Origin of the sequence: Streptomyces endocoffeicus (assembly GCF_016741935.1) — a bacterium.
GTDB classification, from domain to species: Bacteria; Actinomycetota; Actinomycetes; order Streptomycetales; family Streptomycetaceae; genus Streptomyces; species Streptomyces endocoffeicus.
Map to the genome: position 1 here is coordinate 49,571 of NZ_JAERRG010000007.1, position 21,042 is coordinate 70,612.

The window sequence follows — 21,042 nt, forward strand, 5'->3', positions numbered from 1 at the left end:
GTCGATTCACGGCCCAACGCAAGAGCAACAAAGGGTTAACAGAACGTCGACGATTGGAGAATCGGCTGGCTGGAGCGGCGGGTTAACCGTTCCGACGTCCTTCGTTCACCTTTACGTACACCCTAGGTCAAGACGAATGCCGACCGGACACCTAGCCTCACCCGCGTGGTTAAGCTCTCCGTCATCGTGCCGTTCTACAACGTGCAGACCTATGCCCCCGACACGCTCAGAAGTCTGCGCGCGAACGCGCGCGAGGACTTCGAATTCATTCTCGTCGACGACTGTGCCACCGACGGGACCCCGGAGATCCTGGAGCGTGCAGAACGCGACCTTCCGGGGGCCGTCTACGTACGGCATGAGAAGAACGGTGGGCTGGCCACCGCGCGGAACACCGGCCTGGACAACGCCAGGGGGGAGTACCTCGCCTTCCTCGACGGCGACGACTGGCTGGCCCCCGGCTACTACGCCGAACTGCTCGCGGCGATCGAGGACTTGGGGTGCGACTTCGTCCGCACCGACCATGTCCAGTGCACCGCCCGCGCGCGCTCCATCACCCGGGTGCCGCACGGTCGCCGCGATGAGGTGATGAACCCGCGGGACGTGATCCTCCCGGCCGACCGCTCCACCTCCGTGGACTACCCCTACGCCTGGGCGGGCATGTACCACCGCCGCCTGGTCGACGAGGGGCTGCTGCACTTCACCCACGGGCTGCGCACCGCCGAGGACCGGCCCTGGATCTGGCGGCTGCACCGCGAGGCCCGCAGCTTCGCCGTCCTCGGGCTGGCCGGGGTGTTCTACCGGCGCGGGGTCTCCTCCTCGCTCACCCAGATCGGCGATGTGCGGCAGCTGGACTTCATTCGCGCATTCGACCAGGTGATCGAGGAAACCGCACGGGACCGCGACGCCGACGCCCTGCTGCCGAAGGCCGTCCGCACCTATTGCGCGATCATTTCCCACCACCTCGGCAACATCGAGAGATTCGAACCACAAGTGGCACGCAAACTCCGTTCCATGTCGGCGGCGGCGATGAAACGCATGCCCCAGGACGTATTGAAGGACGCACTGGATTCCATGGACTACGAGCGCGCCGCACGACTGCGGCGAGTCAAGCGCCGGTCCGCGGGGGCGGAGGTGGCGGCCTGATGTCCGCCTACAAGCCCCTGGCGGAGCGCAAGCGCACCCAGATCTTCCTCGTCTCGACCCTCTACGGGGCGGCGACCCTCGCGGCGGCGATCGACGCGGGCAGCGTCGGCCCGGCCGACCGCCGGCTGCTGCTGATCAGCAACAACGCCGCGACGCCGGAGACCACCCCGCCGGTGGACGAGATGCCCGGTTTCGAGCGGCTGCGCGGCCGCTTCGACCGGGTGCTGTCCTGGAACGAGACGATCTCGCCGTTCCACCCCGGCGGCTGGGCCCCGCGCGTCGACGACGCCCCGCTGTGGGAGCGCCATCTGCGGCTGCTGTGGAACCTCGGCGACGACAAGGTCGAGCTGATCCTGGAGTCCATCCAGGTCAACCCGGCGATGGCGGTCGCCAACGTGTTCCAGGGCGCGCCTATCGACGTCTACGCGGACGGGCTGATGAGCTACGGCCCGACCCGCAACAAGCTGGACCCGCTGATCGGCACCCGCATCCGCCGGCTGCTCCACCTCGACCTGGTACCCGGACTGCGGCCGCTGCTGCTGACCGAGTTCGGCGTCGAGCCGGAGATCCTGCCGACCGAGGTGTTCACCAAGGTGCTCAGCGAGGTGGCCGAGGCCGCCCCGCGCGGCGTCGCCTCCGCCAGCGAGCGGATCGCGGTCGGCAACGGCCCGGCGCTGCTGCTCGGCCAGTACCTGTCCGCGCTGGACATCCTCTCCCCGCAGGAAGAGGAAGAGCTGCATCTGCGGATGCTGCGCGGCGCCGTGGCGCTGGGCCACCGCACCGTCGTCTTCAAGCCGCACCCCACCGCCCCGGCCCGCTGGTCGCGGATGCTGGAGAAGAAGGCCGCCGAACTGGGCGCGGAGCTGACCGTCATGGACACCCCGGTCCTCGCCGAGGTGCTCTACCAGCGGATGAGCCCGGCCCTGGTCATCGGCTGCTTCTCCACCGCGCTGCTCACCGCCGACGTCTTCTACGGGCTGCCGGTGGCCCGGATCGGCACCGACACGCTGCTGGAGCGGCTCACCCCGTACCAGAACAGCAACCGCGTGCCGGTGACGATCGTGGACGCGCTGCTGCCCGACCTCGAGAACCACAAGGCGGTGGCCGCCGCCCAGCCGGTGGACGAACGGGCGGGCAAGCGGCTCACCGGGCTCGTCGCCGCGGTCGGCTTCTGCATGCAGGCCAAGATCTACCCGGATCTGCGGCCCGCGGCCGAGCGCTATCTGGCCGCCCACCTGGACAACAACACATGGCGCTACTTCAAGAAGCGCCGGCTGACCGCGCTCGCCCTGCCCGGGGCGGTGCCCTCGCAGCTGGCGTTCATCCCGCGCAATGAGACGGTGCGCAAGGTGGCGCGCCGGGCCCGGGCCCTGAAGCGGGCCGCCCTCAAGCGGACGGTCACCGGATGAGCGCGCCGCCGACCCCCGACGCCGGGCCGATATCCGACTCGGACGCCGGGCCGATATCCGACGGGGACACCGGGCCGATATCCGGCGCGGACACCGGGCCGATATCCCCCGCGGACACCGGGCCGATATCCCCCGCGGCGGCGACGGCTCCCACGCCGACGCCGACGCGCGCCCCCGACATCGCCCTGGAGCGATCCGCCGAGCGCACCGCCAAGGCGGCGGCGCGCGGCGGAGGACGTCCTCGACGCGGCGGTCCGGTGCGGCTGCGGGCGCTGGACGGACTGCGCCTGCTCGCCGCGCTCATGGTGGCCGCGTACCACTACGGCGGCCGCGACGGCGAGATAACCCAGGCGTGGGGCTCCTCGCCCCGCGCCCAGTTCCCCACCCTCTCCAGCTACTTCGCCTACGGCTGTCTGGGCGTTCAGATCTTCTTCGTCATCAGCGGCTTCGTCATCTGCATGAGCGGATGGGGACGGCCGCTGCGCTCGTTCTTCGCCTCGCGCGTCTCCCGCCTGTACCCCGCCTACTGGGTCGCGATCATCCTGGTGACCGGCGTCTTCGCACTGCCCTGGGTCGCCTACAAGGCGGTGTCGCCCAGCGACGCGCTGGTCAACCTCACCATGCTGCAGCAGCCGCTCGGGGTGGACCGGGTGCTCGGCGTGTGCTGGACGCTGTGGGCGGAGCTGCGCTTCTACGCCCTCTTCGCGCTGTTCGTGGTGCTCCCGGGCGCGACCCGGCACCGCGTGGTGCTCTTCTGCGCCGTCTGGACGCTGGGCTCGGCGTTCGCCGAGGCGTCGGACCTGCCGCTGCTGAAGGTGGTCCTGATGCCGGAGTACTCCTCGTACTTCATCGGCGGCATGGGCATCTATCTGCTCCACCGCTTCGGCCATGACGCCCTGGCCTGGGGCATCATCGGGATCAGCTTCCTGATCGGCCAGCACTACGCGATCCGCGAGCTGTGGCACCCGGCCAACATCGACGCCTTCTCCTACCGGTCGGCCACCGGCATCATCGCCGTGGTCGCCTTCGGCTATGTGGCGGTCACGCTGATCGCGCTGGGCAAGCTGAACTGGGCCAACTGGCGCTGGCTGACCGTGGCGGGCGCCCTGACCTACCCGTTCTACCTGGTCCATGAGCATCTGGGCTGGGTGGTCGTCTGGGTGCTCCACCAGAAGCTGGGCGTCCCCTCCTACGGGACGTTCGCCCTGACCGTGCTGGTGATGCTGGGCCTCGCCTGGTTGCTCTACCGGTTCATCGAGCAGCGGTTCACCCCGATGATCAAGCGCTCGCTGAGCACGGCCCGGTTGTAGGGGATCGACGCGCTGCGCTGTCAGGGGCTCCCCTCGCCTTTTCGCGTCTTTCGCGGCGAGGGGAGCCCTACGCGTTCCGCTGGGACAGCACCTCATGGATCACATGGCGGGCGTTGGCCGCCATCGCCGGATTCGTCTCGCGGTAGTACGGCAGCTGGATGAGCGCCATGCTCAGGGCCCAGCCCCGGCCCCGCGCCCAGGTGGCGTCGTCCACGCCGAGCGCGGCGCGGAAGTCCCCCCGCACCGACGCCGGGAGCAGATTCCAGGCCGGGATCAGATCGCAGGCGGGATCGCCCACCCCGGCGGTCCCGAAGTCGATGACCGCGCTCAGCCGCCCGTCCGCGACCAGCAGATTGCCCGGCATCAGATCCGAGTGCACCCACACCGGCGGCCCGTCCCACCCGGGCGCCGCCAGCGCCTCCTCCCACGCCGCGGTGGCCGCGACGGTGTCGACCGTGCCCGCAGTGCCCGCAGTGCCCGCAGTGCCCGCTGGTCCGCGCAACAGGCCGATCGCGGTACGGGTCTCCTCGTCCACCTCCCACAGCGGTCCGCCCCGGTACGCGGGCGGGCCGTCCGCGGGCTCGATCGCGCGCAGCGCGACGATGAACTCCACGAGGTCGGCGGCGAGTGCCCCGGGCCAGGCGACCCGCCCCTCCCGCGGGTTCTCCCCGTCCAGCCAGCGGTGCACCGTCCATGGCCAGGGAAAGCCGTCGCCCGGCGCGCCCTTGCCGAGCACCGCGGGGATGGCGACCGGCAGCGCGGGGGCAAGCCGGGGCAGCCAGTGGTGCTCCCGCTCCACGTCCCCGGCGCCGCCCGCGATCCTCGGCAGCCGAACGGCGAGGTCGTCGCCGAGCCGGAACAGGGCGTTGACGGTGCCCGATGAGGCGAACCGTTCGATGGGCAGCTCCGCCCATCGGGGGAACTGCGCGGCGAGCAGCCGCCGTACGAGGGCCGCGTCGATGGGCCGTTCGTCGGCATGCATCGTGCTCGCGCTCATCGGTGCCCTCCTGCGTGAGTCGTGTCGGACACCACTACGCGTCAGGGGAGGGCTTGGCGGCAACCGAATTTGCGCCCGGCGGGCGTTAGGAGGTGTCCGGGGCGTCCGGGGCGTCCGGGGCGTCCGGGGCGTCCGGGGCGTCCGGGGCGTCCGGCAGATCGTGACGCCTGCGGCGGGCTGTTCCCCAACCCCGCCCCTTCCCGAAACCGGGGCTCCGCCCCAGACCCCGGCGTCCTGACCGGTGGGCTGATCGCGGCCGACGGCCGGCTCGTCGACCCCGAGGCCGGGGGCGGAGCGACCCTGGAGCGCCCCGGGGCTCCGCCCCAGCCCCCGGCCGGGCAACCAGGATGTGCGCGACCATCCGCCACGCCCGCGTACCAACCGCGACCAGCCCGCCGGTGCAGGTACTCACGGCGCGACGGTCGACTCGTCAACCCCCCGGACGCTCGGTAGCGGGGCGAACCCCGGAGCGACAGCCGACTCGTCAACCCCCGGGGTCGGGGAGCCATCCAGCCCCTCCGGCGTTTGAGGAGCGGGGGCGGGGGCGGAGCCCCGGTTTCGGGAAGGGGCGGGGAGGGGAAAGAATCCGCCGGACACCCCCTCGCCCCGTCCCGGCTCAGAGCCAGCAGGGGGCGTCGGCGCCCAGGCGACCGGGGGGACGGGCCCAGTCCAGCGGGCCGTCCGGGGTGGCGATCGGCGAGCGAGCGTGGTGCAGCGTTCCCAGTTCGGAGGCGGTTTCGGCCAGCCAGGGCGCCGGATCATGCGCGGGGCCGTCCACCGGGGCGGCCGGAGCGATGCCGTGGGTCAGCCAGGACGCGGTGCCCGCGAGGGAGAGCCGCAGATGGCGTCCGCCGCCGGTCTCCTGGCGCTCGGTCAGCGCCCGTAGTACGGCTGCCGCCAGCAGATAGCCGGTGCCGTGGTCGAGCGCCTGGGCGGGCAACGCACCGGGGCGATCGTCGGTGTCCGCCTCGATCGCGGCGATGCCGGTGGCCGCCTGGACCAGGCTGTCGAAACCGCGCCGCTCGGCCCAGGGCCCGGACCAGCCCCATGCGCACAACTGGGCCACGACCAGCCCGGGGTGGCGCTCCAGCAGGGCGTCCGGGGCGAGCCCGAAGCGGTCGAGCGCACCGGGGCGGTAGCCGGTGACCAGCACATCGGCGTCGGCGAGCAGCGCCTCGAAGGTCCGGCGGCCCTCGGGCGCGGCGAGGTCGAGTGCGGCGGAGCGCTTGCCGAAGCCAGTGTCGGCGTGGGCGTCCGGGTCCTCGGGCAGCCGGGGGGAGTCGATACGCAGCACGTCGGCGCCGACCAGGGCCAGGGTGCGGGTGGCCACCGGCCCGGCGATGACCCGGGTCAGATCGAGCACGCGCACGCCGCTCGCGGGCAGCACGCCACTCGCGTGCACCCCGCCGTACGCGGACACCCCGCCGCTCGCGGACAGCCTTTCGCTCGCGGACAACCCTTCGCTCGCGAGCCCAGCACTCACGGGCAACGCCCCGCCCGCGGACAACCCTTCGCCCGCGGGCCCCGCACTCACGGGCAACGCCCCGCTCGCGGACAACCCGCCGTTCACACGCTGGGGCGCTTCCCGGAGGCGGCGCGGGGCGGCCTCCCCGACCTGCCGGGACTCGATCAACGGCAGTGCGCCCAACGGGATCTCGCTCTCGCCGGGCTCCGCCACGGCCACGGCCAAACCGCCCGCCGCGTAGACGGTCTCCTGGATCGCGCGGGCGGGGCGGGCCGCGAGCGCCTCCCCCAGCTCGTCCGGCCCGGTGTCGCCGGGCAGGCCGAGGGCGGTGAGCAGCCGGGCGCGGTGGTGCGGGTAGTTGGCGTGCGTACGGACCCACCCGTCGGCGGCGCGCCAGAAGCCGGACAGCGGGGCGAAGTTGGTGGGCTTCCGGCCGTCGATCCGCAGGTGCCGTTCGCTGACGAACGCGGTGGCGACGGCACCCTCGTCGACCCGTACCGCCGGAACGGCCCCGCCGGAGCGCCGCGCGCCCAGTTCGGCGGCGGCCAGCGAGCACACGCCGACGGTGGCGCGGGCCAGCTCGGCCACGGGCAGCCGGGCGGGCAGTCCGCCGTTCACCGGGCGGTACGTCACCTGCTCCAGCAGCGCGGGGTCGCCGCCGAGGGCGGCCCAGGCGTGGGCGGTGGCCGCGTCCCGCGTGTCCCGTGGTGGTGTGTCGCTCCTCGTCATGCGCTCATTGTGCGCCGGGGCGCCTGAGCGCTCTGCGGCGAGGCCCGCCGAGTGCCCACCGAGGGCCCGCCGAGTGCCCCGCCCCCTCCTCCTGGTCGGGGACGGAGAGGGCGGGCCGTGCGAGGTGGGTGGCGAGCCGGTTCGGCGCCCGCCCTATGCGGGGCTCGCCCTATGCGGGGCCCGCGCTATGCAGGGCTTGCCCTATGCGGCGCCCGCCTGCCGGTAGAGGCCGAGGGCCTCGTTGCCCAGCGTCGGGTGGTATTCGTTCGTGCCCGCGCTGACGCTGATGTTGCCGATCAGATAGCCCGCGCCGCCGGAGAAGTCGGCGAGGAAGCCGCCGCCGCTCGACCCTCCGGTCTGGACGCAGTCGATGCCCCACATCGTGGAGCCCGGGCGGCCCGCGTCGGCGAACTCATTGCCCTCGCAGTGGTTCAGCCGCTCGCCGTTGCCCTCGGCGGCGGAGCCTCCGTAGCCGAAGGAGTGGACGTGGCGGCCGGTCTGCGAGTTGAAGGCGATGCCCTGGGCGCCCACGGTGTCGGCCAGGGTGCGGCCGTTCAGCGTGTTCATCACGGCGTAGGCGTAGTCCCAGTTGGCGTTCCCCCGGGTGGAGACGTACTGGCCGTCCCAGAAGAGGCGGCGGGCGGCGAAGGTACCGTAGGGGCGGTTGCCATTGTTGTAGCCGGGGATGAAGACCCAGTTGCGGTAGCCGGTGCCGGTGGCCGCGTCCACGGTGCAGTGGCCGGCGGTGAGCACGACGGACTTGTTGTCGCTGTTGGCGACGGTAGCGGAGCAGGCGAAGGTGCCGCCGGAGGCGTTCTGGAAGAAGACCTTGCCCGCCGTGGTGCTGATCAGGCCGCCGCCGGTCCAGGCGGTGGGGGACGTGGCCCGGGGCGCGGGCGCGGAGACGGGGGCGGTGGGGCCCGGGAGCGGGGGCACGGTCACCCGCTCCCCCGTGGTGGGCGCCGGGTCCGCGAGCGTTGCGCTGCGGGCGGCGGGCAGGGCGGTGACGTCCTGGGCGGTGCGCAGCCGTTCCGCCGTCCAGAAGCGGACGGCGGCGCGCTGCTCCTCGGTGGAGACGGAGGTTCCCTGGGCAGGGTGGGACGGGGCGGGGGTGGCGGCGTGGGCGGCGGTTCCGGCGGTCCAGCTGAGGGTGGCGAGGGTGAGGGCGCTGAATAAGGTGGCGACACGTCTCATGCGGTCGGCTCCAAGTCCGTTGGAGGTGCCCGAGAGCGCCGGACAACGTTGTCTGACGCTTTGTCGCCGGTAGGGTGCCACGACTGGTCCAGACCTGCCATGAGGCCGGACGTCACAATTAGGGATCCCCCTAGCGCATGTGCGACGCGCCTTACGGGGTGCCCGGCGGGCCTTTCCCCTCCCCGCCCCTTCCCGCAACCGGGGGCCGAAGCCCCAGCTTCGGACGCGTCCTAACGCGGGGCCGCCGGGGCCAGGGTCGCCTCGATGCCCGCCACGATGGCGCGCAACCCCTCCTCGAAGCGCGCCTCGTAGTCCTGGAACAGGTCCGAACTCACCGCCGCCGCCAGCGGATACCCCTCGGCGGCCATGCGCTCCTCGCGCTCCTCGACGTCGTAACCCGGGGCTCGCTCCCCCGGCCGGGGCTCGACCGACTGCTCCTCGATCACGAAGCCGAGCGTGAAGCTGTACGCGATGAACGAGGCGCGGGCGGCGGCGCTCGGGGTGAAGCCCGCCGTGACGAAGGTGCGCAGGTGGTCCTCCTGCGGCCCGGCGTGGTCGGTGCCGGTGAACCGGCTGCCGCTGAAGACCTTCGCGCCGTCGCGGTAGCCGAGCAGCGCCCGGCGCAGGGCGCGGTGGACGTGGACGAGCCGCTCCTGCCAGGTGACATCGCCGAGGTCGCCGTACGCCTCGAACATGCGCCGGTACATGGCGGTGCTCATCGCGTCGAGCAGCGCCTGCTTGTTCTTGAAGTGCCAGTACAGGGCGGGGGCCTGGACGTTCAGCTCCTTGGCGATGCGGCGCAGGGTCAGCCCGTCGAGACCCACGTCGTTCAGCAACCGCAGGGCGGTGTCCACCACGAGGGTCTGGTCGAGTCGCGTCGTCGCCATCCGGTCATTCTCCCCGCTCATGAGGGGTTCCTTGACAACTTAACACCGTTAAGGGCACGCTCTCGAGCATGGAACTTAACAACGTTAAGGACGTACTGAAGGACGTACTGAAGGACGTACTGAAGGACGTACTGAAGGACGTACTGATCGTCGGAGCCGGTCCGTCCGGCCTCACCCTTGCCATCGACCTGGCCCGGCGCGGGGTGCGGGCCCGGGTCGTCGAGCGCGGCGAGGCGCTGTTCCCGGGCTCACGCGGCAAGGGGCTCCAGCCCCGCACCCAGGAGGTCTTCGACGACCTCGGGGTCAGCGACGCCGTACGGAAGGCCGGCGGCCCGTACCCGCCGATGCTGGGATGGCGGGACGGGCAGCCGCTCGGGACGTTCCAGATGATCGAGCGCACCGATCCGGCGCCGGACCGGCCGTACCACGAGATCTGGATGCTGCCGCAGTGGCGGACGGTGGAGATCCTTTACGCGCGCCTCCGGGAGCTGGGCGGCGGCGTCGAGTTCGGCACCGAGCTCACCGGCTTGGAGCAGGACGCGGAAGGCGTCACCGCACACCTCTCGTACGCCGACGGCTCGGCGGGGACCGCACGCGCCGCGTACCTCGTGGCGGCCGACGGCGGCCGCAGCACCGTCCGGAAGCGGCTCGGCATCGGCATGACGGGCGAGACGGTCGACCCGGCCCCAACGCTGATCGCGGACGCGGTGATCGACGGCGACGCGGTGATCGACGGCGCGGAGCGCGGCCTGGGCCGCGACCACTGGCACGTATGGCAGCACGCGAAGGGCGGTGCCATCGCGCTGTGCCCGCTCCCCGGGACCGACCTGTTCCAGGTCGCCGCGCAGTACGACGCCCCGGACGCGGTCCCCGACACCTCCCCCGAGGCCGTCCGCCAACTGATCGCCGACCGCACCCACCTCGCCGCCTCCGATGTGCGCGAGGTGCGGTGGGCCTCGACGTTCACCCCACGCGCGGCGATGGCCGACCGCTTCCGCGCGGACCGGGTCTTCCTGATCGGCGACGCCGCCCACATCCACTCCCCGGCGGGCGGCCAGGGCCTCAACACGAGCGTCCAGGACGCGTACAACCTGGGCTGGAAGCTCGGGCAGGTGCTGCGGCACGGCGCGGACCCGGCCCTGCTCGACAGCTACGAGGCCGAACGCCTGCCGATCGCGGCGGGGGTCCTCGGCATCAGCACCCGCATCCACCGAGCGCACCGCTCGGGCGACACGGAGGGACGGCGCCGCACGAGCGAGGTCCACCAGCTGGGCCTGTCCTACCGGGAGGGCCCGCTGGCGGTGGACGAACGGGACGAGCACCACCGAAACCAGTTGGGTGCCGGTGACCGCGCCCCGGACGCGCCGTGCGCCCTGCCCGACGGAACGCCCGTCCGGCTCTTCGACGTCCTGCGCGGCCCGCACTTCACCCTGCTGATCCTCGGCGACGCGGCACCGCCCGCGCCGGACGCCGACTTCGGGGGCCTGGCTCCGACGCTGGGGGCGGCCGGATGCGTGCGCACGATCAGGGCGGGCGGCCCGGCCCCCGACCTCCTGGACCCGGACGACCACCTCACCACCGCCTACGGCCCCGCCCCGGCCCTCTTCCTCATCCGTCCGGACGGCTACGTCTGCTGGGCAGCGGACGGCGCCCGGGTACGCCCCCTGCTCACGCGCTGAGCGAGCCCAGGGTTGGTCCCGCTGGCGGATCTTTCCCCTCCCCGCCCCTTCCCATAACCAGGGGCTCCGCCCCTGGACCCCTGGGCCGACGAGCCGACCGTCGCTCGCGATCAGCTCACCGGCCGGGGCGCTGACCGCGTCACCTGCGACGCGGCCGGGGTCTGGGGCGGAGCCCCAGTTGAGGGAAGGGGCGGGTAGGGGAACAGGTCGCCGTAGGCGGCACGGCACGACGGGCACCGCCCGGCCTACGCGAAGTCCAGCAGGACCTTGCAGGACTGGCTGCGGTCGGCGGCCAAGGCGAACGCCTCCGCCGCCTCCTCCACCGGCCGGACCCCACTGATCAGCGCGTCGAACGACGGCTCAGCCGCCAGCAGCCGCAGCGCGTCGTCGAACTCGGCGTGGAAGCGCAACGCGCCCCGCAGCTCGATCTCCCGGGCGACCAGTACGTTCCCGGCGAACGGGCTCTGCCCGGGGGGCAGCATGCCGAGTTGGACGACGACCCCGCCGCGCCGCACCCTCCGCAGGCAGGTGTCGAGTCCGGCGGCCACGCCGGATGCCTCGATGGCGACGTCCATCTCGTCCGAGGGCCAGTTGGGGTCGTCCGGGTCGTCGGCCCGTACGCACGCGGTCGCTCCGGCCGCCGCCGCGAACTCCAGGGCGCGCGGGAGCAGATCGGTCGCCGTGATGGTCGCCGCGCCCGCCGCGCGGGCTGCCGCGATGGTGAGGCAGCCGATCGGACCGGCGCCGGTGACCAGCACATGACGGCCCTTTACGGCGCCCGCCCGCCGCACCGCGTGCAGCGCGACGGACAGCGGTTCGGCGAGCGCGGCCCGGCGCGGGTCCAGTCCGTCGGGCAGGGCGCGCAGTTGCGCCGCCGGGACGGTGACGCGGGAGGCGAAGCCGCCCTGGACGTGGGGGAAGCGCGCGGCGCTGCCGAGGTAGCGGGTGTCGCGGCAGACGTTGGCGCGGCCGTCGGCGCACTCGGGGCACACCTCGCACGGCGTGGCCGGGTGCACGGCGACCGGGGTGCCGACCGCGGGCCCGGTCGCGCCCTCGCCGTACGCCACCACCGTGCCCACGACCTCGTGCCCCAGCACCATCGGCTCCTGGAGCCGGAAGTCGCCCACCCCACCGTGCCGGTGGTAGTGGAGATCCGATCCGCAGATCCCCCCGTAGCGGATCGCCACGAGCGCCTGCCGCGGCGCCGGTTCCGGCTCCGGGAGTTCCTCGACCCGCAAATCACCCTGCCCGTGGATCACACAGCCCAGTACCATCCGCCCAGCCTCCTCAAGCTCACCTGGTGTCCCGTCGTTCACAACACGCTCGTCATGCCGCCGTCTACGTACAGCACCTGTCCGCTCACGAAGTCCGCCGCCGGGGACGCGAGATACAGCAGCGCCCCGATCAGGTCCTCGGTGCGGCCCCAGCGCCCGGCCGGGGTCCGCCCGCGTACCCAGGCGCTGAATTCCTCGTCCTCGACCAGCGGCCGGGTCAGCTCGGTCTCGATGTAGCCGGGGCCGAGCCCGTTGACCTGGATTCCGTACCGTCCCCAGTCCGCGCACATGCCCTTGGTGAGCATCTTCAGCGCGCCCTTGGTCGCCGAGTAGGGCGCGATGCCGGGGCGGACCACCTCGCTCTGGAGGGAGCAGATGTTGACGATCTTGCCGTGGCCGCGTGCGGTCATCCGCCGGGCGGCCTCCCGGCCCACCAGGAAGGCGCTGGTGAGGTTGGTGTCCAGGATCTGCCGCCAGGCTTCGTCGGTGAACTCCAGCAGCGGCGCCCGGTTCTGCATTCCGGCGTTGTTGACCAGGATGTCGATCGGGCCCACCCGCTCCTCGACATCGGCGATGCCGGCGGCGACGGCCGGGCCGTCGGTGACGTCGAACGCGGCGGTGTGCACCTCCGCGCGCCCCGCACTCCTCTCAGCCCCTGCAGCCCCTGCAGCCCCCGCGCCCCCCACGACCTCGGGCCCGACGCCGCCGGGCCCAACGCCACCGAGTTCGGCGGCGGCGAGTTCGGCGGCGGCCTTCTCCAGGGCCTGCGGATCGCGCCCGTTGAGCACCACCGTGCAGCCGGCCTCCACGAGCCCCCTCGCGAGGGCGTGGCCGATGCCCCGGCTGGAGCCGGTGATCAGCGCGGTGCGGCCCGCGATGTCGAAGAGCGGATGTGTCGTCATGGCGTGGGTACCTCTCCGGTTCTCAAGTCACTCCCGTTCTCAAGTCACTCCGGTTCTCAAGTCACCAGTTCCTAGATCACCAGTGACAGCAGCAGGACGAAGACGAGCCCGACGACGGAGATGATCGTCTCCATCACCGACCAGGTCCGCACGGTCTGCCCGACGCTCATCCCGAAGTACTCCTTGACCAGCCAGAATCCCGCGTCGTTGACATGGCTGAAGAAGAGCGACCCGGCGCCGATGGACAGCACCAGCAGCGCCACATGCGTGCTGGACATATCGGCGGCGAGCGGTGTCATGAGCCCGGCGGCCGAGATCGTGGCCACCGTCGCCGAGCCGGTGGCGAGCCGGATGGCGACCGCGATCAGCCAGGCGAGGAGCAGCGCGGAGACGTTCCAGTCCTCCGAGATATCCATGATCATCTTGCCGACGCCGATGTCGATGAGGGTCTGCTTGAAGCCGCCGCCCGCGGCGACGATCAGCAGCATCCCGGCGATCGGGGCCAGCGAGTGCTCAACGGTGGAGGAGATCCGGTCCCGGGTGAAGCCCGCGGGGCGGCCCAGCGTGAACATGCCCACGAGCACCGCCGCCAGCAGCGCGATCAGGGGGGTGCCGATGACGTCGGCGACCCGCTGGACGCCGTCCTCCGGGTCGTCCACGACGATGTCGACCAGCGCCTTGATCAGCATCAGCACGACCGGCAGCAGCACGGTGAACACGGTGACGCCGAACCCGGGGCGCCGCTCCAGCTCCTCCGACGGGCGCGTGGGCATCAGCCGGTCCGGCGGGGTGACGTCGACCCAGCGGGCGGCGACGCGCGAGAAGACCGGGCCCGCGATGATCGCGGTGGGGACGGCGATGAGGACGCCGAGCGCCAGGGTGATCCCCAGGTCGGCGTGGACCGCGTCGATCGCGGCGAGCGGGCCGGGGTGCGGCGGCACCAGACCGTGCATCACGGACAGACCGGCGAGCGCCGGGATGCCGATCCGCATCAGGGAGAAGTTGCCGCGCTTGGCGACCAGCAGCACCACCGGGATCATCAGCACCATGCCGACCTCGAAGAAGAGCGGCAGCCCGATGATCCCCGCGATCAGCACCATGGCCCAGGGCATCGTCTTGTTGTTCGCCCTGGCGAGGATCGTGTCGACGATCTGGTCGGCGCCGCCGGAGTCGGCGAGCAGCTTGCCCAGGATCGCGCCGAGGGCGATCAGCACGCCGACGCCCGCGACGGTCGATCCGAGACCGGCCGAGAAGCTGGTGATGACCTTGTCGAGCGGGGCTCCCGCGACGGCGCCGAGCGCCAGGGAGCCGATCGTCAGCGACAGAAACGCGTGCAGCTTGGTCTGGGTGATGAGCAGGACGAGAACGGCTATGCCGACGAGGACGGCTATGCCGAGCTGTGCGTGACCGGCCGACGTGATCGGGTCGACGGTGTCCGCTGCCAGCATCTCGGCGCTGAGTCTGGTCACGGCGGGTTTCCTAACGTGCGTTACTGGTGTTCGAGCCGCCGCAGTTCGGCGGCGGCCCACTCGGTGATGACCTCGGGTTCGGGGGAGATGTCCACGGCGACGCCGTACTCGTCCGGCTGGAGCGGTTCGAGCGTGGCGAGCTGCGAGTCGAGCAGGTCCCCGGAGAAGAAGTGGCCCTTGCGCTCCTTCATCCGCTCGGCGATCCGCTCGCGGTCGCCGGTCAGATGGAGGAAGACGATGCCGGGGGCGGCGGACCGCAGCCGGTCGCGGTACATCCGCTTGAGCGCGGAGCAGCTCACCACTCCCCCGCCCTCGGCGTGGTCGTGGGCCCAGGCGCCGATGGCGTCCAGCCAGGGGCGTCGGTCGTCGTCGTCCAGCGGGGTCCCGGCCGACATCTTGGCGATGTTGGCCGGCGGGTGGAAGTCGTCGGCCTCGGCGTACGGGACGCCGAGCTCCTCCGCCAGCAGAGGGCCGATCGTGGTCTTGCCCGTTCCGGACACTCCCATGACCACGACAACCTGGGGGGCGTGCATGTGTGTGAAACCTCGCTGTCTTCTTCGACCTCGGCGCCGCCGGACACTCAACCCCACAGATACGACGTATTCAAGAGTCCGTGACTTAAAAGTCATACTTATTTGTGGGACGGGTGGCCGCGTAGGCTGAGCGCATGGACGAACAGGGGCCCGAGGGCCGTGGCCAGAGGCCCAGGGACCAGGGGTCCAGGGGCCAGGGACCCAGGGGACAGGGGCTGCACGACCGCGTCCTGGAATCCCTGGGCCCCGCGATCACCGCGGGCGACTACCCGCCCGGCACGGTGCTGCGCACGGACGAACTGGAGCGGCGCTACGACGTCTCCCGCACGGTCGTCCGAGAGGCGGTGCGGGTCCTGGAGTCCATGCACCTGGTGGAGTCCCGCCGCCGGGTCGGCGTGACCGTACGCCCCACCGAGGAGTGGGACGTCTTCGACCCCCAGATCATCCGCTGGCGCCTGGCCGGACCCGACCGCCCCCGCCAGCTCCGCTCCCTCACCGCCCTGCGCTCGGCCATCGAGCCCGCGGCCGCCGGGCTGGCCGCCGAGCACGCCACGCCGGAGCAGTGCGCCGAACTCACCGAGCACGCGCTCAACATGGTGGCCACCTCGCGCGGCCAGCAGCTCCCCGCGTATCTGGTCCACGACGTGGCCTTCCACCGCGTGATCCTGCGCGCCTCGGGCAATGAGATGTTCGCCCGCCTCGGCGACGTCGTCGCGGAGGTCCTCACCGGCCGCACCCAGCACCGCGTCATGTTCAGCGACCCCGACCCGGAGGCGGTCACCCTCCACGTCCGGGTGGCCGAAGCGGTTCGCGCGGGCGACGCGGAGGCGGCGGAGCGCTATACGAAGGAGATCACCGTGGGCGCGCTGCGGGAGCTGGACATCCTGGCGCCCTGAGCCTGCGCTCCGCACCGGCCGCCGTCTGTTGAGTGCGGGTTTCGCTTCGCGCCTTCGGCGCCTTTGAGCAGCGGGGCAGGGGGTGGGGGCGCGGGCCGCGTCGCCGGGCGCCGGGGCTGTGGGGTGGGCGCCGGTGGCGGCTTCCGCACTCGGTGGCCCGGGGCGCTCCGGACTGCGAACGGCGGGGGTCCGGGTACCCCTTCCGAAAAATGCTTGATATGGCGCAACTAATACATCAAGCGTTTTCGGGAGGGGGGTACCCGGACCTCCTCCGGTACGGCGTCGACCTGAGCCCGCCCGGGTCAGATCTGGTTCTCACCCCCGTCGACGTAGAAGTTGGCGCCGAGGATGAAGCTGCTCTGCTCGGAGGCGAGGAACGCCACCAGCCCGGCGACCTCCTCCGGGCGCCCCATCCGGCCGATCGCGACGTTCGCGGCGAGGTGTGCCTTGAAGTCGGCCGCGTTGTCCTCGCCTGCGAGGGCCGTGATCGCCGGAGTGTCGATCGGGCCCGGCGAGATCGCGTTGACCCGGATGCCGCGCCCCTTGAGCTCGTTGGCCCAGGTCCGCGCGAAGGACCGGATCGCGGCCTTGGACGCCGCGTAGACGCCGAACGCCTCCGTGCCGTTGTCGGCGGCGGTGGAGGCGTTGAGGATCACCGAGGCGCCCTCGTTGAGCAGCGGCAGCGCCTTCTGCACGGTGAAGAGCTTGCCCCGCACATTGACGGCGAAGGTCCGGTCGAGGTGTTCCTCGGTGACCTCCTCCAGCGTGGCGAAGTCGGCGGTCGCGGCGTTCGCGAAGACCACGTCCAGACCCCGACCCCGGGCGCGGACCGCGTCGTAGAGCCGGTCCAGGTCGGCCAGGTTGGTGACGTCACCCGCCACCGCGGTGGCCCCCGCCGGGCCGATGGCCTCGACGGCCGCGTCCAGCTCGGCCTTCCGCCGGCCGGTGATGAACACATGCGCGCCCTCGGCCGCCAGCCGTACGGCGGTGGCCAAGCCGATCCCGGTGCCGCCGCCGGTGATGACGGCGGTCTTGCCCTCAAGCTGTCCCATGTCAATGACCTCCCCAAATTTCGGTACCGTTCGGTACTGAAATGGAGCGTAGCGCACTTCTGAACCGATCGGTACTGAAGAGGTATGCTCAACGGCATGAGCACGCGGCAGCAGGCACCGATCGGCCGACCGAGGGGTTTCGACACCGACGAGGCCCTCGAGCGCGCCATGCGGGTCTTCTGGGAGCAGGGCTACGAAGGCGCCAGCCTCACCGACCTGACCAGCGCCATGGGCATCACCCGCACCAGCATGTACGCGGCCTTCGGCAACAAGGAGGACCTGTTCCGCAAGGCCCTGGAGCGCTACTCGGAGGGCCCCGCCGCGTACGCGGACCGGGCCATGCGGGAACCCACCGCCCGGCAGGTGGCCACCTCGTTCCTCCACGGCTCCGTCCGGGCCAACACCCGCCCCGGCTGCCCCGCCGGATGCCTCGGCGTCCAGGGTTCCCTCGCCGCGGGCGACCCCGGACGCAGCGCCCGCGACGCCCTCATCGCCTGGCGCAACGAGGGCACGGCCCGCCTCCGCGACCGGTTCCGGCGGGCCGTCGACGAAGGCGACCTGCCACCGGACACCGATCCCGGAGTGCTCGCCCGCTACCTCATGACCGTGGCGAACGGCATGGCCGTCCAAGCGGCCAGCGGCGCCACCCAGGAGGAGCTGCAGCAGGTGGCCGACGTGGCGCTGCGCAACTGGCCGCCCGCGCAGGGGGCGTCCGACGGCTCGTGACGCCCGCGGGCGCCCGCGGCGGGCTGGTCGCTCCCGTTCCGGCCCCTCCCCGCGGCACCGATACGCGGCTCCGCCGCATGGCGGGGCTTCGCCCCGAACTCCGCCACTCCGCGTCTCAAGCGATGCGCGGGGTGAGGCGTTCGAAGGCGACCGGGAGGTGGTCCGGCCCGCGCAGGATGGCGTTTTCCCGGTACGGCGGCGGGTCGGCGACCAGGCGCGGTCCGTGGAGGCTGTGGACCAGGGCGGTGAGGGCTATCTGCGCCTCCGCCCGCGCCAGGGTGGCGCCGACGCAGTAGTGGATGCCGCCGCCGAAGCCGAGGTGGGCGTTGTCACGGCGGTCGGGGACGAAGCGGTCGGGGTCCTCGAAGCGGCGGGGGTCGCGGTTGCCCGCGGCGAGCATGAGGCGGATACGGGAGCCCTTGGGGATGGTGGTACCGGCGATGTCGATGTCGGCCAGGGCGCTGCGGCCGGACATCTGCACGGGCGGGTCGTAGCGCAGCACCTCCTCCACCAGCGTGGTGGCCAGGTCGGGATCGGTGCGCAGCCGGGCGAGGGCGTCGGGGTGACGCAGCAGGGCGAGGGTGCCGTTGGCGATCAGGTTGACGGTGGTTTCGTGACCGGCGATCAGCAGCAGGCCCAGGGTGACGCGCAGTTGCACCGGGTCCATCACCTCGTCGGGATCCTCGTGGCGCATCAGACCGGACAGCAAGTCATCGCCAGGGTCGGCGCGGCGCCGGGTGATGAGCCCTTCGAGGTAGTGGACCAACTCGTCGCGGGCCTGGTCCAGTTCGCGGAGCTCCTCTTCGGTCTGGGTGTCGATGGGGTCCAGGCCCCGGGTGAGCCGGCGGGCGAGGCTGCCGAAGAGGGGCTCGTCCTCGCGGGGCACGCCGAGCAGTTCGCAGATCACCGTGACCGGCAGCGGGTACGCCAGGTCGGCGACGACGTCGAGTTGGCCCGGCTGGTCGCCGGCGCGGGCGTCGAGGAGCCGGCTGACCAGCTCGCCGAGGTGGTCGCGCATGCCCATGATCCGGGGGATGAACTCCTGGGTGACCACGCGCCGGAGCTGGTCGTGGCGGGGCGGGTCCTGCAGAAGCAGGCTCCTGGCCTCCTTGGGGGTCTTGTTCAGCGGGTCGAGCCGGTCGGCGCTGCAGCGCGGGTCGTGCAGCAGCTGCCCGATCTCCCGGTGGCCGCTGACCAGCCAGGAGCCGTCGTCCGTACGGGCGACCGGATGGCGGCGCAGCTGGGCGTAGTACGGGTAGGGGTTGGGGCGGTTGTCGTACCGCAGGACCTGGGCGAACAGGTCGGTGGCCGAAAGCGCGGTGGATGCCGAAGGCGCGGTGGATGCCGAACGCGTGGCGGATGTCGTCATGAGAGCTCTCCGTTCACCGGTGTGCGGATGTCGTGGTCCGGGGCGCCGCCGGCATCACGGCCGGGGAACGCCGCGTCGACGGGCTCGAGGTGGGCCGGGCCGTCGGTGGCACCCAGCAGGGGCGGGAACGGTGCGCGGGCCTCGATGAGGGCCGCATAGCCGTCCAGTACGCGGGGGGAGTCGACCGCGACGGCGGCCACCAGCCTGCCCTTGAGGCCGTAGGCGGCGACGAACCGGCGCTGGTCGAGGGCGCCTTGGGCGACGACGACCTGGTCGGCGACGCCCGGCAGCCCGATGGACTTGAGGTAGCGGCCGAACTGGTGGGACCAGAACGCGGGCAGCGGCTGGTGGACGCGCCGCCCGCCCGGTCCGTGGGTGATGTTGTGCGCGGCGGTGCGCGCCTGGGCGACCGCGTTGTCCCAGTGGTCCAGGCGCAGCAGCTCCCCGGGGAAGAGGGGGTGCGGCCGGCGGGCGACGTCACCGGCGACGAACACCTCCCCGACCGGCCGCCCGTCGGTGGCCACGGCCCGGCAGCCGTCGTCGCTCACCACGCCGCGATGGTCGGCGGAGAGCCCGGAGCCGGTCAGCCACTCGGTGTTGGCCAGGGCGCCGGTGGCGACCACGGCCACCTCGGCGTCCACCGCCGTGCCGTCGGCCAGCACGGCCCGGCGCAACCGGCCGGACGGATCGCCCTCCAGGGCGTGGACCGTGGCGTTCGGCCGCAGGTCCACCCCCGCCTCGCGGTACCAGTCGGCGACGGCCCGGCCGATCACCCCGCCCAGCGCACTGGCCAGCGGCACCGCGCCGCGCTGGGTCACGGTCACCGCTATTCCCAACTCCCGGCAGGTGGAGGCGACTTCGCCACCGGTGAAGCCCGCCCCGATGACCAGCACCCGGGAGGGACCGGCCGCCAGCGCGCCGCGCAGCCGCTCGGCGTCCTCGCGGGTGCGCAGCGTGTGCACACCCTCCAGACCGCCCCCGGCCCGCCCGGGCCAGGGGCGCGCCCGGGTGCCGGTGGCGATCAGCAGCCGGTCGTACGCCACCCACCGGCCATCGGCCAGCTCCACCCGGTGGCCGGGCACATCCAGCCCGGTGGCGGGGGTGCCCAGCAGCCAGCGGGCGTCGATGTCGCGGACCCGGGGCAGCCCGATGTGGTCGGGGCTCAACCGCCCGGCGAGCACCGCCTTCGACAGCGGCGGCCGGTCGTACGGCTCATGGGGCTCGTCCCCGATCACGGTGAGCTCCCCGGTGAACCCCTCGTCGCGCAGGGCCTCGGCCGCGCGCAACCCGGCCAGCGAGGCGCCCACCACCACGATCCGCTCCGTGCGCGGCGACCGATCCGGGGGCTTGGGCGGAGCCCATCGGCTGATCGTTCCGCAACCGCGCAAAGAGCCGCTTGGCCCGCGCCTTGGCGGACGAAGGCTCCCCTCGTGCGAGCGGATGCGCACTTTACGTAGCGAGTCGGATACATTGCGTAAGTGATGATCGGAGCGGAGCCCGGGACATGTCGGGCCGCGGCCCGCTGGCCGTGGCTCGCTCTGGTGCTGGTCGCGCTGATCCATGTGGTGGCCTGCGCCCATGGCCCGCTGGCCGGGGGTTCCGGGCGGACGGACATCATCACCGTGACGGGCCTGGCTCCGCATGTCGTGTCACACGGCGCGTCCGAGCACGCCGCGAAGGAAGCGGAGAAAGCAGAGAAAGCGGACTCCTGCGGCGGACAGCATCACGGCCCCCAGCAGTGCGCCGGTTTCGACGAGCCGACGTGGGCGCAGGCGGGCCGGGGCAAGGAGCTGATGCCGCAGCAGGGGCCCCCGCACACCGAAGCGGTCGGGGGAGTGGCACCGGGGCGGGCTCCGCCGGTCCGGGAGGTCGAGGTCCCGCGGCCCGGTGGCGGGCAGCGGGCGGCGTTGCAGGTCTGGCGGAACTGACGGAGCCCCGCCGCGCCGCCGCGCGAGGCGTCCGCCTCGAGTGCCGGTGCGGCGACGAGCTGTGCCCTGCCCCCTCACCC

The 21,042-nt window shown here is 72.5% G+C and carries 18 protein-coding genes; 7 read left to right on the forward strand and 11 right to left on the reverse strand.

The genetic code is table 11. The features are described from left to right. The first annotated feature begins 165 nt into the window (after window positions 1-165). The 3 genes from JK364_RS18890 to JK364_RS18900 are packed head-to-tail and all read left to right on the forward strand — an operon-like array spanning window position 166 to window position 3,862. A complete protein-coding gene (locus tag JK364_RS18890) occupies window positions 166-1,143 on the forward strand; it encodes a glycosyltransferase family 2 protein (RefSeq protein WP_201852297.1) in 978 nt (325 codons plus the stop codon). Beyond that, on the forward strand, window positions 1,143-2,552 hold the full coding sequence (locus JK364_RS18895) for a polysialyltransferase family glycosyltransferase (RefSeq protein WP_201852298.1): 1,410 nt from the start codon (window positions 1,143-1,145) through the stop codon (window positions 2,550-2,552). Before JK364_RS18890 ends, JK364_RS18895 begins: the two co-directional genes overlap by 1 nt. Beyond that, on the forward strand, window positions 2,549-3,862 hold the full coding sequence (locus tag JK364_RS18900) for an acyltransferase family protein (protein WP_230992175.1): 1,314 nt from the start codon (window positions 2,549-2,551) through the stop codon (window positions 3,860-3,862). The genes JK364_RS18895 and JK364_RS18900 overlap by 4 nt, the downstream gene beginning before the upstream one ends. 67 nt (window positions 3,863-3,929) lie before the next feature. On the opposite strand, the gene JK364_RS18905 is transcribed toward JK364_RS18900, so the two are convergent. The 4 genes from JK364_RS18905 to JK364_RS18920 form a co-directional block, all read right to left on the reverse strand. Further along, window positions 3,930-4,859: an aminoglycoside phosphotransferase family protein gene (locus JK364_RS18905; RefSeq protein WP_201852299.1), complete on the reverse strand. Its 930-nt coding sequence runs from the start codon at window positions 4,857-4,859 to the stop codon at window positions 3,930-3,932. A gap of 616 nt (window positions 4,860-5,475) precedes the next feature. Next, window positions 5,476-7,053, reverse strand: coding sequence for a CoA transferase (locus JK364_RS18910; protein ID WP_201852300.1), 1,578 nt, complete (start codon window positions 7,051-7,053; stop codon window positions 5,476-5,478). A 201-nt stretch (window positions 7,054-7,254) separates the two neighbouring features. Then, on the reverse strand, window positions 7,255-8,247 hold the full coding sequence (locus tag JK364_RS18915; RefSeq protein ID WP_201852301.1) for a hypothetical protein: 993 nt from the start codon (window positions 8,245-8,247) through the stop codon (window positions 7,255-7,257). A gap of 230 nt (window positions 8,248-8,477) precedes the next feature. Beyond that, on the reverse strand, window positions 8,478-9,155 hold the full coding sequence (locus tag JK364_RS18920) for a TetR/AcrR family transcriptional regulator C-terminal domain-containing protein (RefSeq protein WP_372461960.1): 678 nt from the start codon (window positions 9,153-9,155) through the stop codon (window positions 8,478-8,480). 47 nt (window positions 9,156-9,202) lie between these two features. Between JK364_RS18920 and JK364_RS18925 the strand changes: the two genes are divergently transcribed. Continuing rightward, window positions 9,203-10,813, forward strand: coding sequence for an FAD-dependent oxidoreductase (locus JK364_RS18925; RefSeq protein ID WP_201852302.1), 1,611 nt, complete (start codon window positions 9,203-9,205; stop codon window positions 10,811-10,813). Window positions 10,814-11,058: 245 nt separating this feature from the next. Here JK364_RS18925 and JK364_RS18930 read toward each other — a convergent pair whose 3' ends face one another. The 4 genes from JK364_RS18930 to JK364_RS18945 form a co-directional block, all read right to left on the reverse strand. Next, window positions 11,059-12,087, reverse strand: coding sequence for an L-idonate 5-dehydrogenase (locus tag JK364_RS18930; RefSeq protein WP_201852303.1), 1,029 nt, complete (start codon window positions 12,085-12,087; stop codon window positions 11,059-11,061). Window positions 12,088-12,125: 38 nt separating this feature from the next. After that, a complete protein-coding gene (locus JK364_RS18935; protein ID WP_201852304.1) occupies window positions 12,126-12,989 on the reverse strand; it encodes an SDR family oxidoreductase in 864 nt (287 codons plus the stop codon). A 71-nt stretch (window positions 12,990-13,060) separates the two neighbouring features. Beyond that, entirely contained in the window at window positions 13,061-14,458 is a 1,398-nt protein-coding gene (locus JK364_RS18940; protein WP_201852305.1) for a GntT/GntP/DsdX family permease, read from the reverse strand. Window positions 14,459-14,478: 20 nt separating this feature from the next. After that, the gene (locus JK364_RS18945) at window positions 14,479-14,991 is read right to left on the reverse strand and encodes a gluconokinase (RefSeq protein WP_201852306.1); all 513 of its coding nucleotides are present in this window, start codon (window positions 14,989-14,991) and stop codon (window positions 14,479-14,481) included. Between the two features lie 134 nt (window positions 14,992-15,125). On the opposite strand from JK364_RS18945, the gene JK364_RS18950 reads away from it, so the two are divergent. Beyond that, window positions 15,126-15,887 (forward strand): FadR/GntR family transcriptional regulator, encoded by a 762-nt coding sequence (locus tag JK364_RS18950; protein WP_230992176.1) that lies wholly within the window; start codon window positions 15,126-15,128, stop codon window positions 15,885-15,887. 302 nt (window positions 15,888-16,189) lie between these two features. Here JK364_RS18950 and JK364_RS18955 read toward each other — a convergent pair whose 3' ends face one another. After that, on the reverse strand, window positions 16,190-16,939 hold the full coding sequence (locus tag JK364_RS18955) for an SDR family NAD(P)-dependent oxidoreductase (protein WP_201852307.1): 750 nt from the start codon (window positions 16,937-16,939) through the stop codon (window positions 16,190-16,192). Between the two features lie 96 nt (window positions 16,940-17,035). Between JK364_RS18955 and JK364_RS18960 the strand changes: the two genes are divergently transcribed. Beyond that, on the forward strand, window positions 17,036-17,665 hold the full coding sequence (locus JK364_RS18960; RefSeq protein WP_201852308.1) for a TetR/AcrR family transcriptional regulator: 630 nt from the start codon (window positions 17,036-17,038) through the stop codon (window positions 17,663-17,665). Between the two features lie 115 nt (window positions 17,666-17,780). On the opposite strand, the gene JK364_RS18965 is transcribed toward JK364_RS18960, so the two are convergent. Further along, complete coding sequence (locus JK364_RS18965) at window positions 17,781-19,034, reverse strand: cytochrome P450 (protein ID WP_201852309.1); 1,254 nt, start codon at window positions 19,032-19,034, stop codon at window positions 17,781-17,783. Beyond that, window positions 19,031-20,347, reverse strand: coding sequence for an NAD(P)/FAD-dependent oxidoreductase (locus tag JK364_RS18970; RefSeq protein WP_307841325.1), 1,317 nt, complete (start codon window positions 20,345-20,347; stop codon window positions 19,031-19,033). The genes JK364_RS18965 and JK364_RS18970 overlap by 4 nt, the downstream gene beginning before the upstream one ends. Before the next feature lie 165 nt (window positions 20,348-20,512). Here JK364_RS18970 and JK364_RS18975 point away from each other — a divergent pair, with 165 nt between their 5' ends. Further along, a complete protein-coding gene (locus tag JK364_RS18975) occupies window positions 20,513-20,962 on the forward strand; it encodes a hypothetical protein (protein WP_201852603.1) in 450 nt (149 codons plus the stop codon). The last annotated feature ends 80 nt before the right edge of the window (window positions 20,963-21,042 follow it).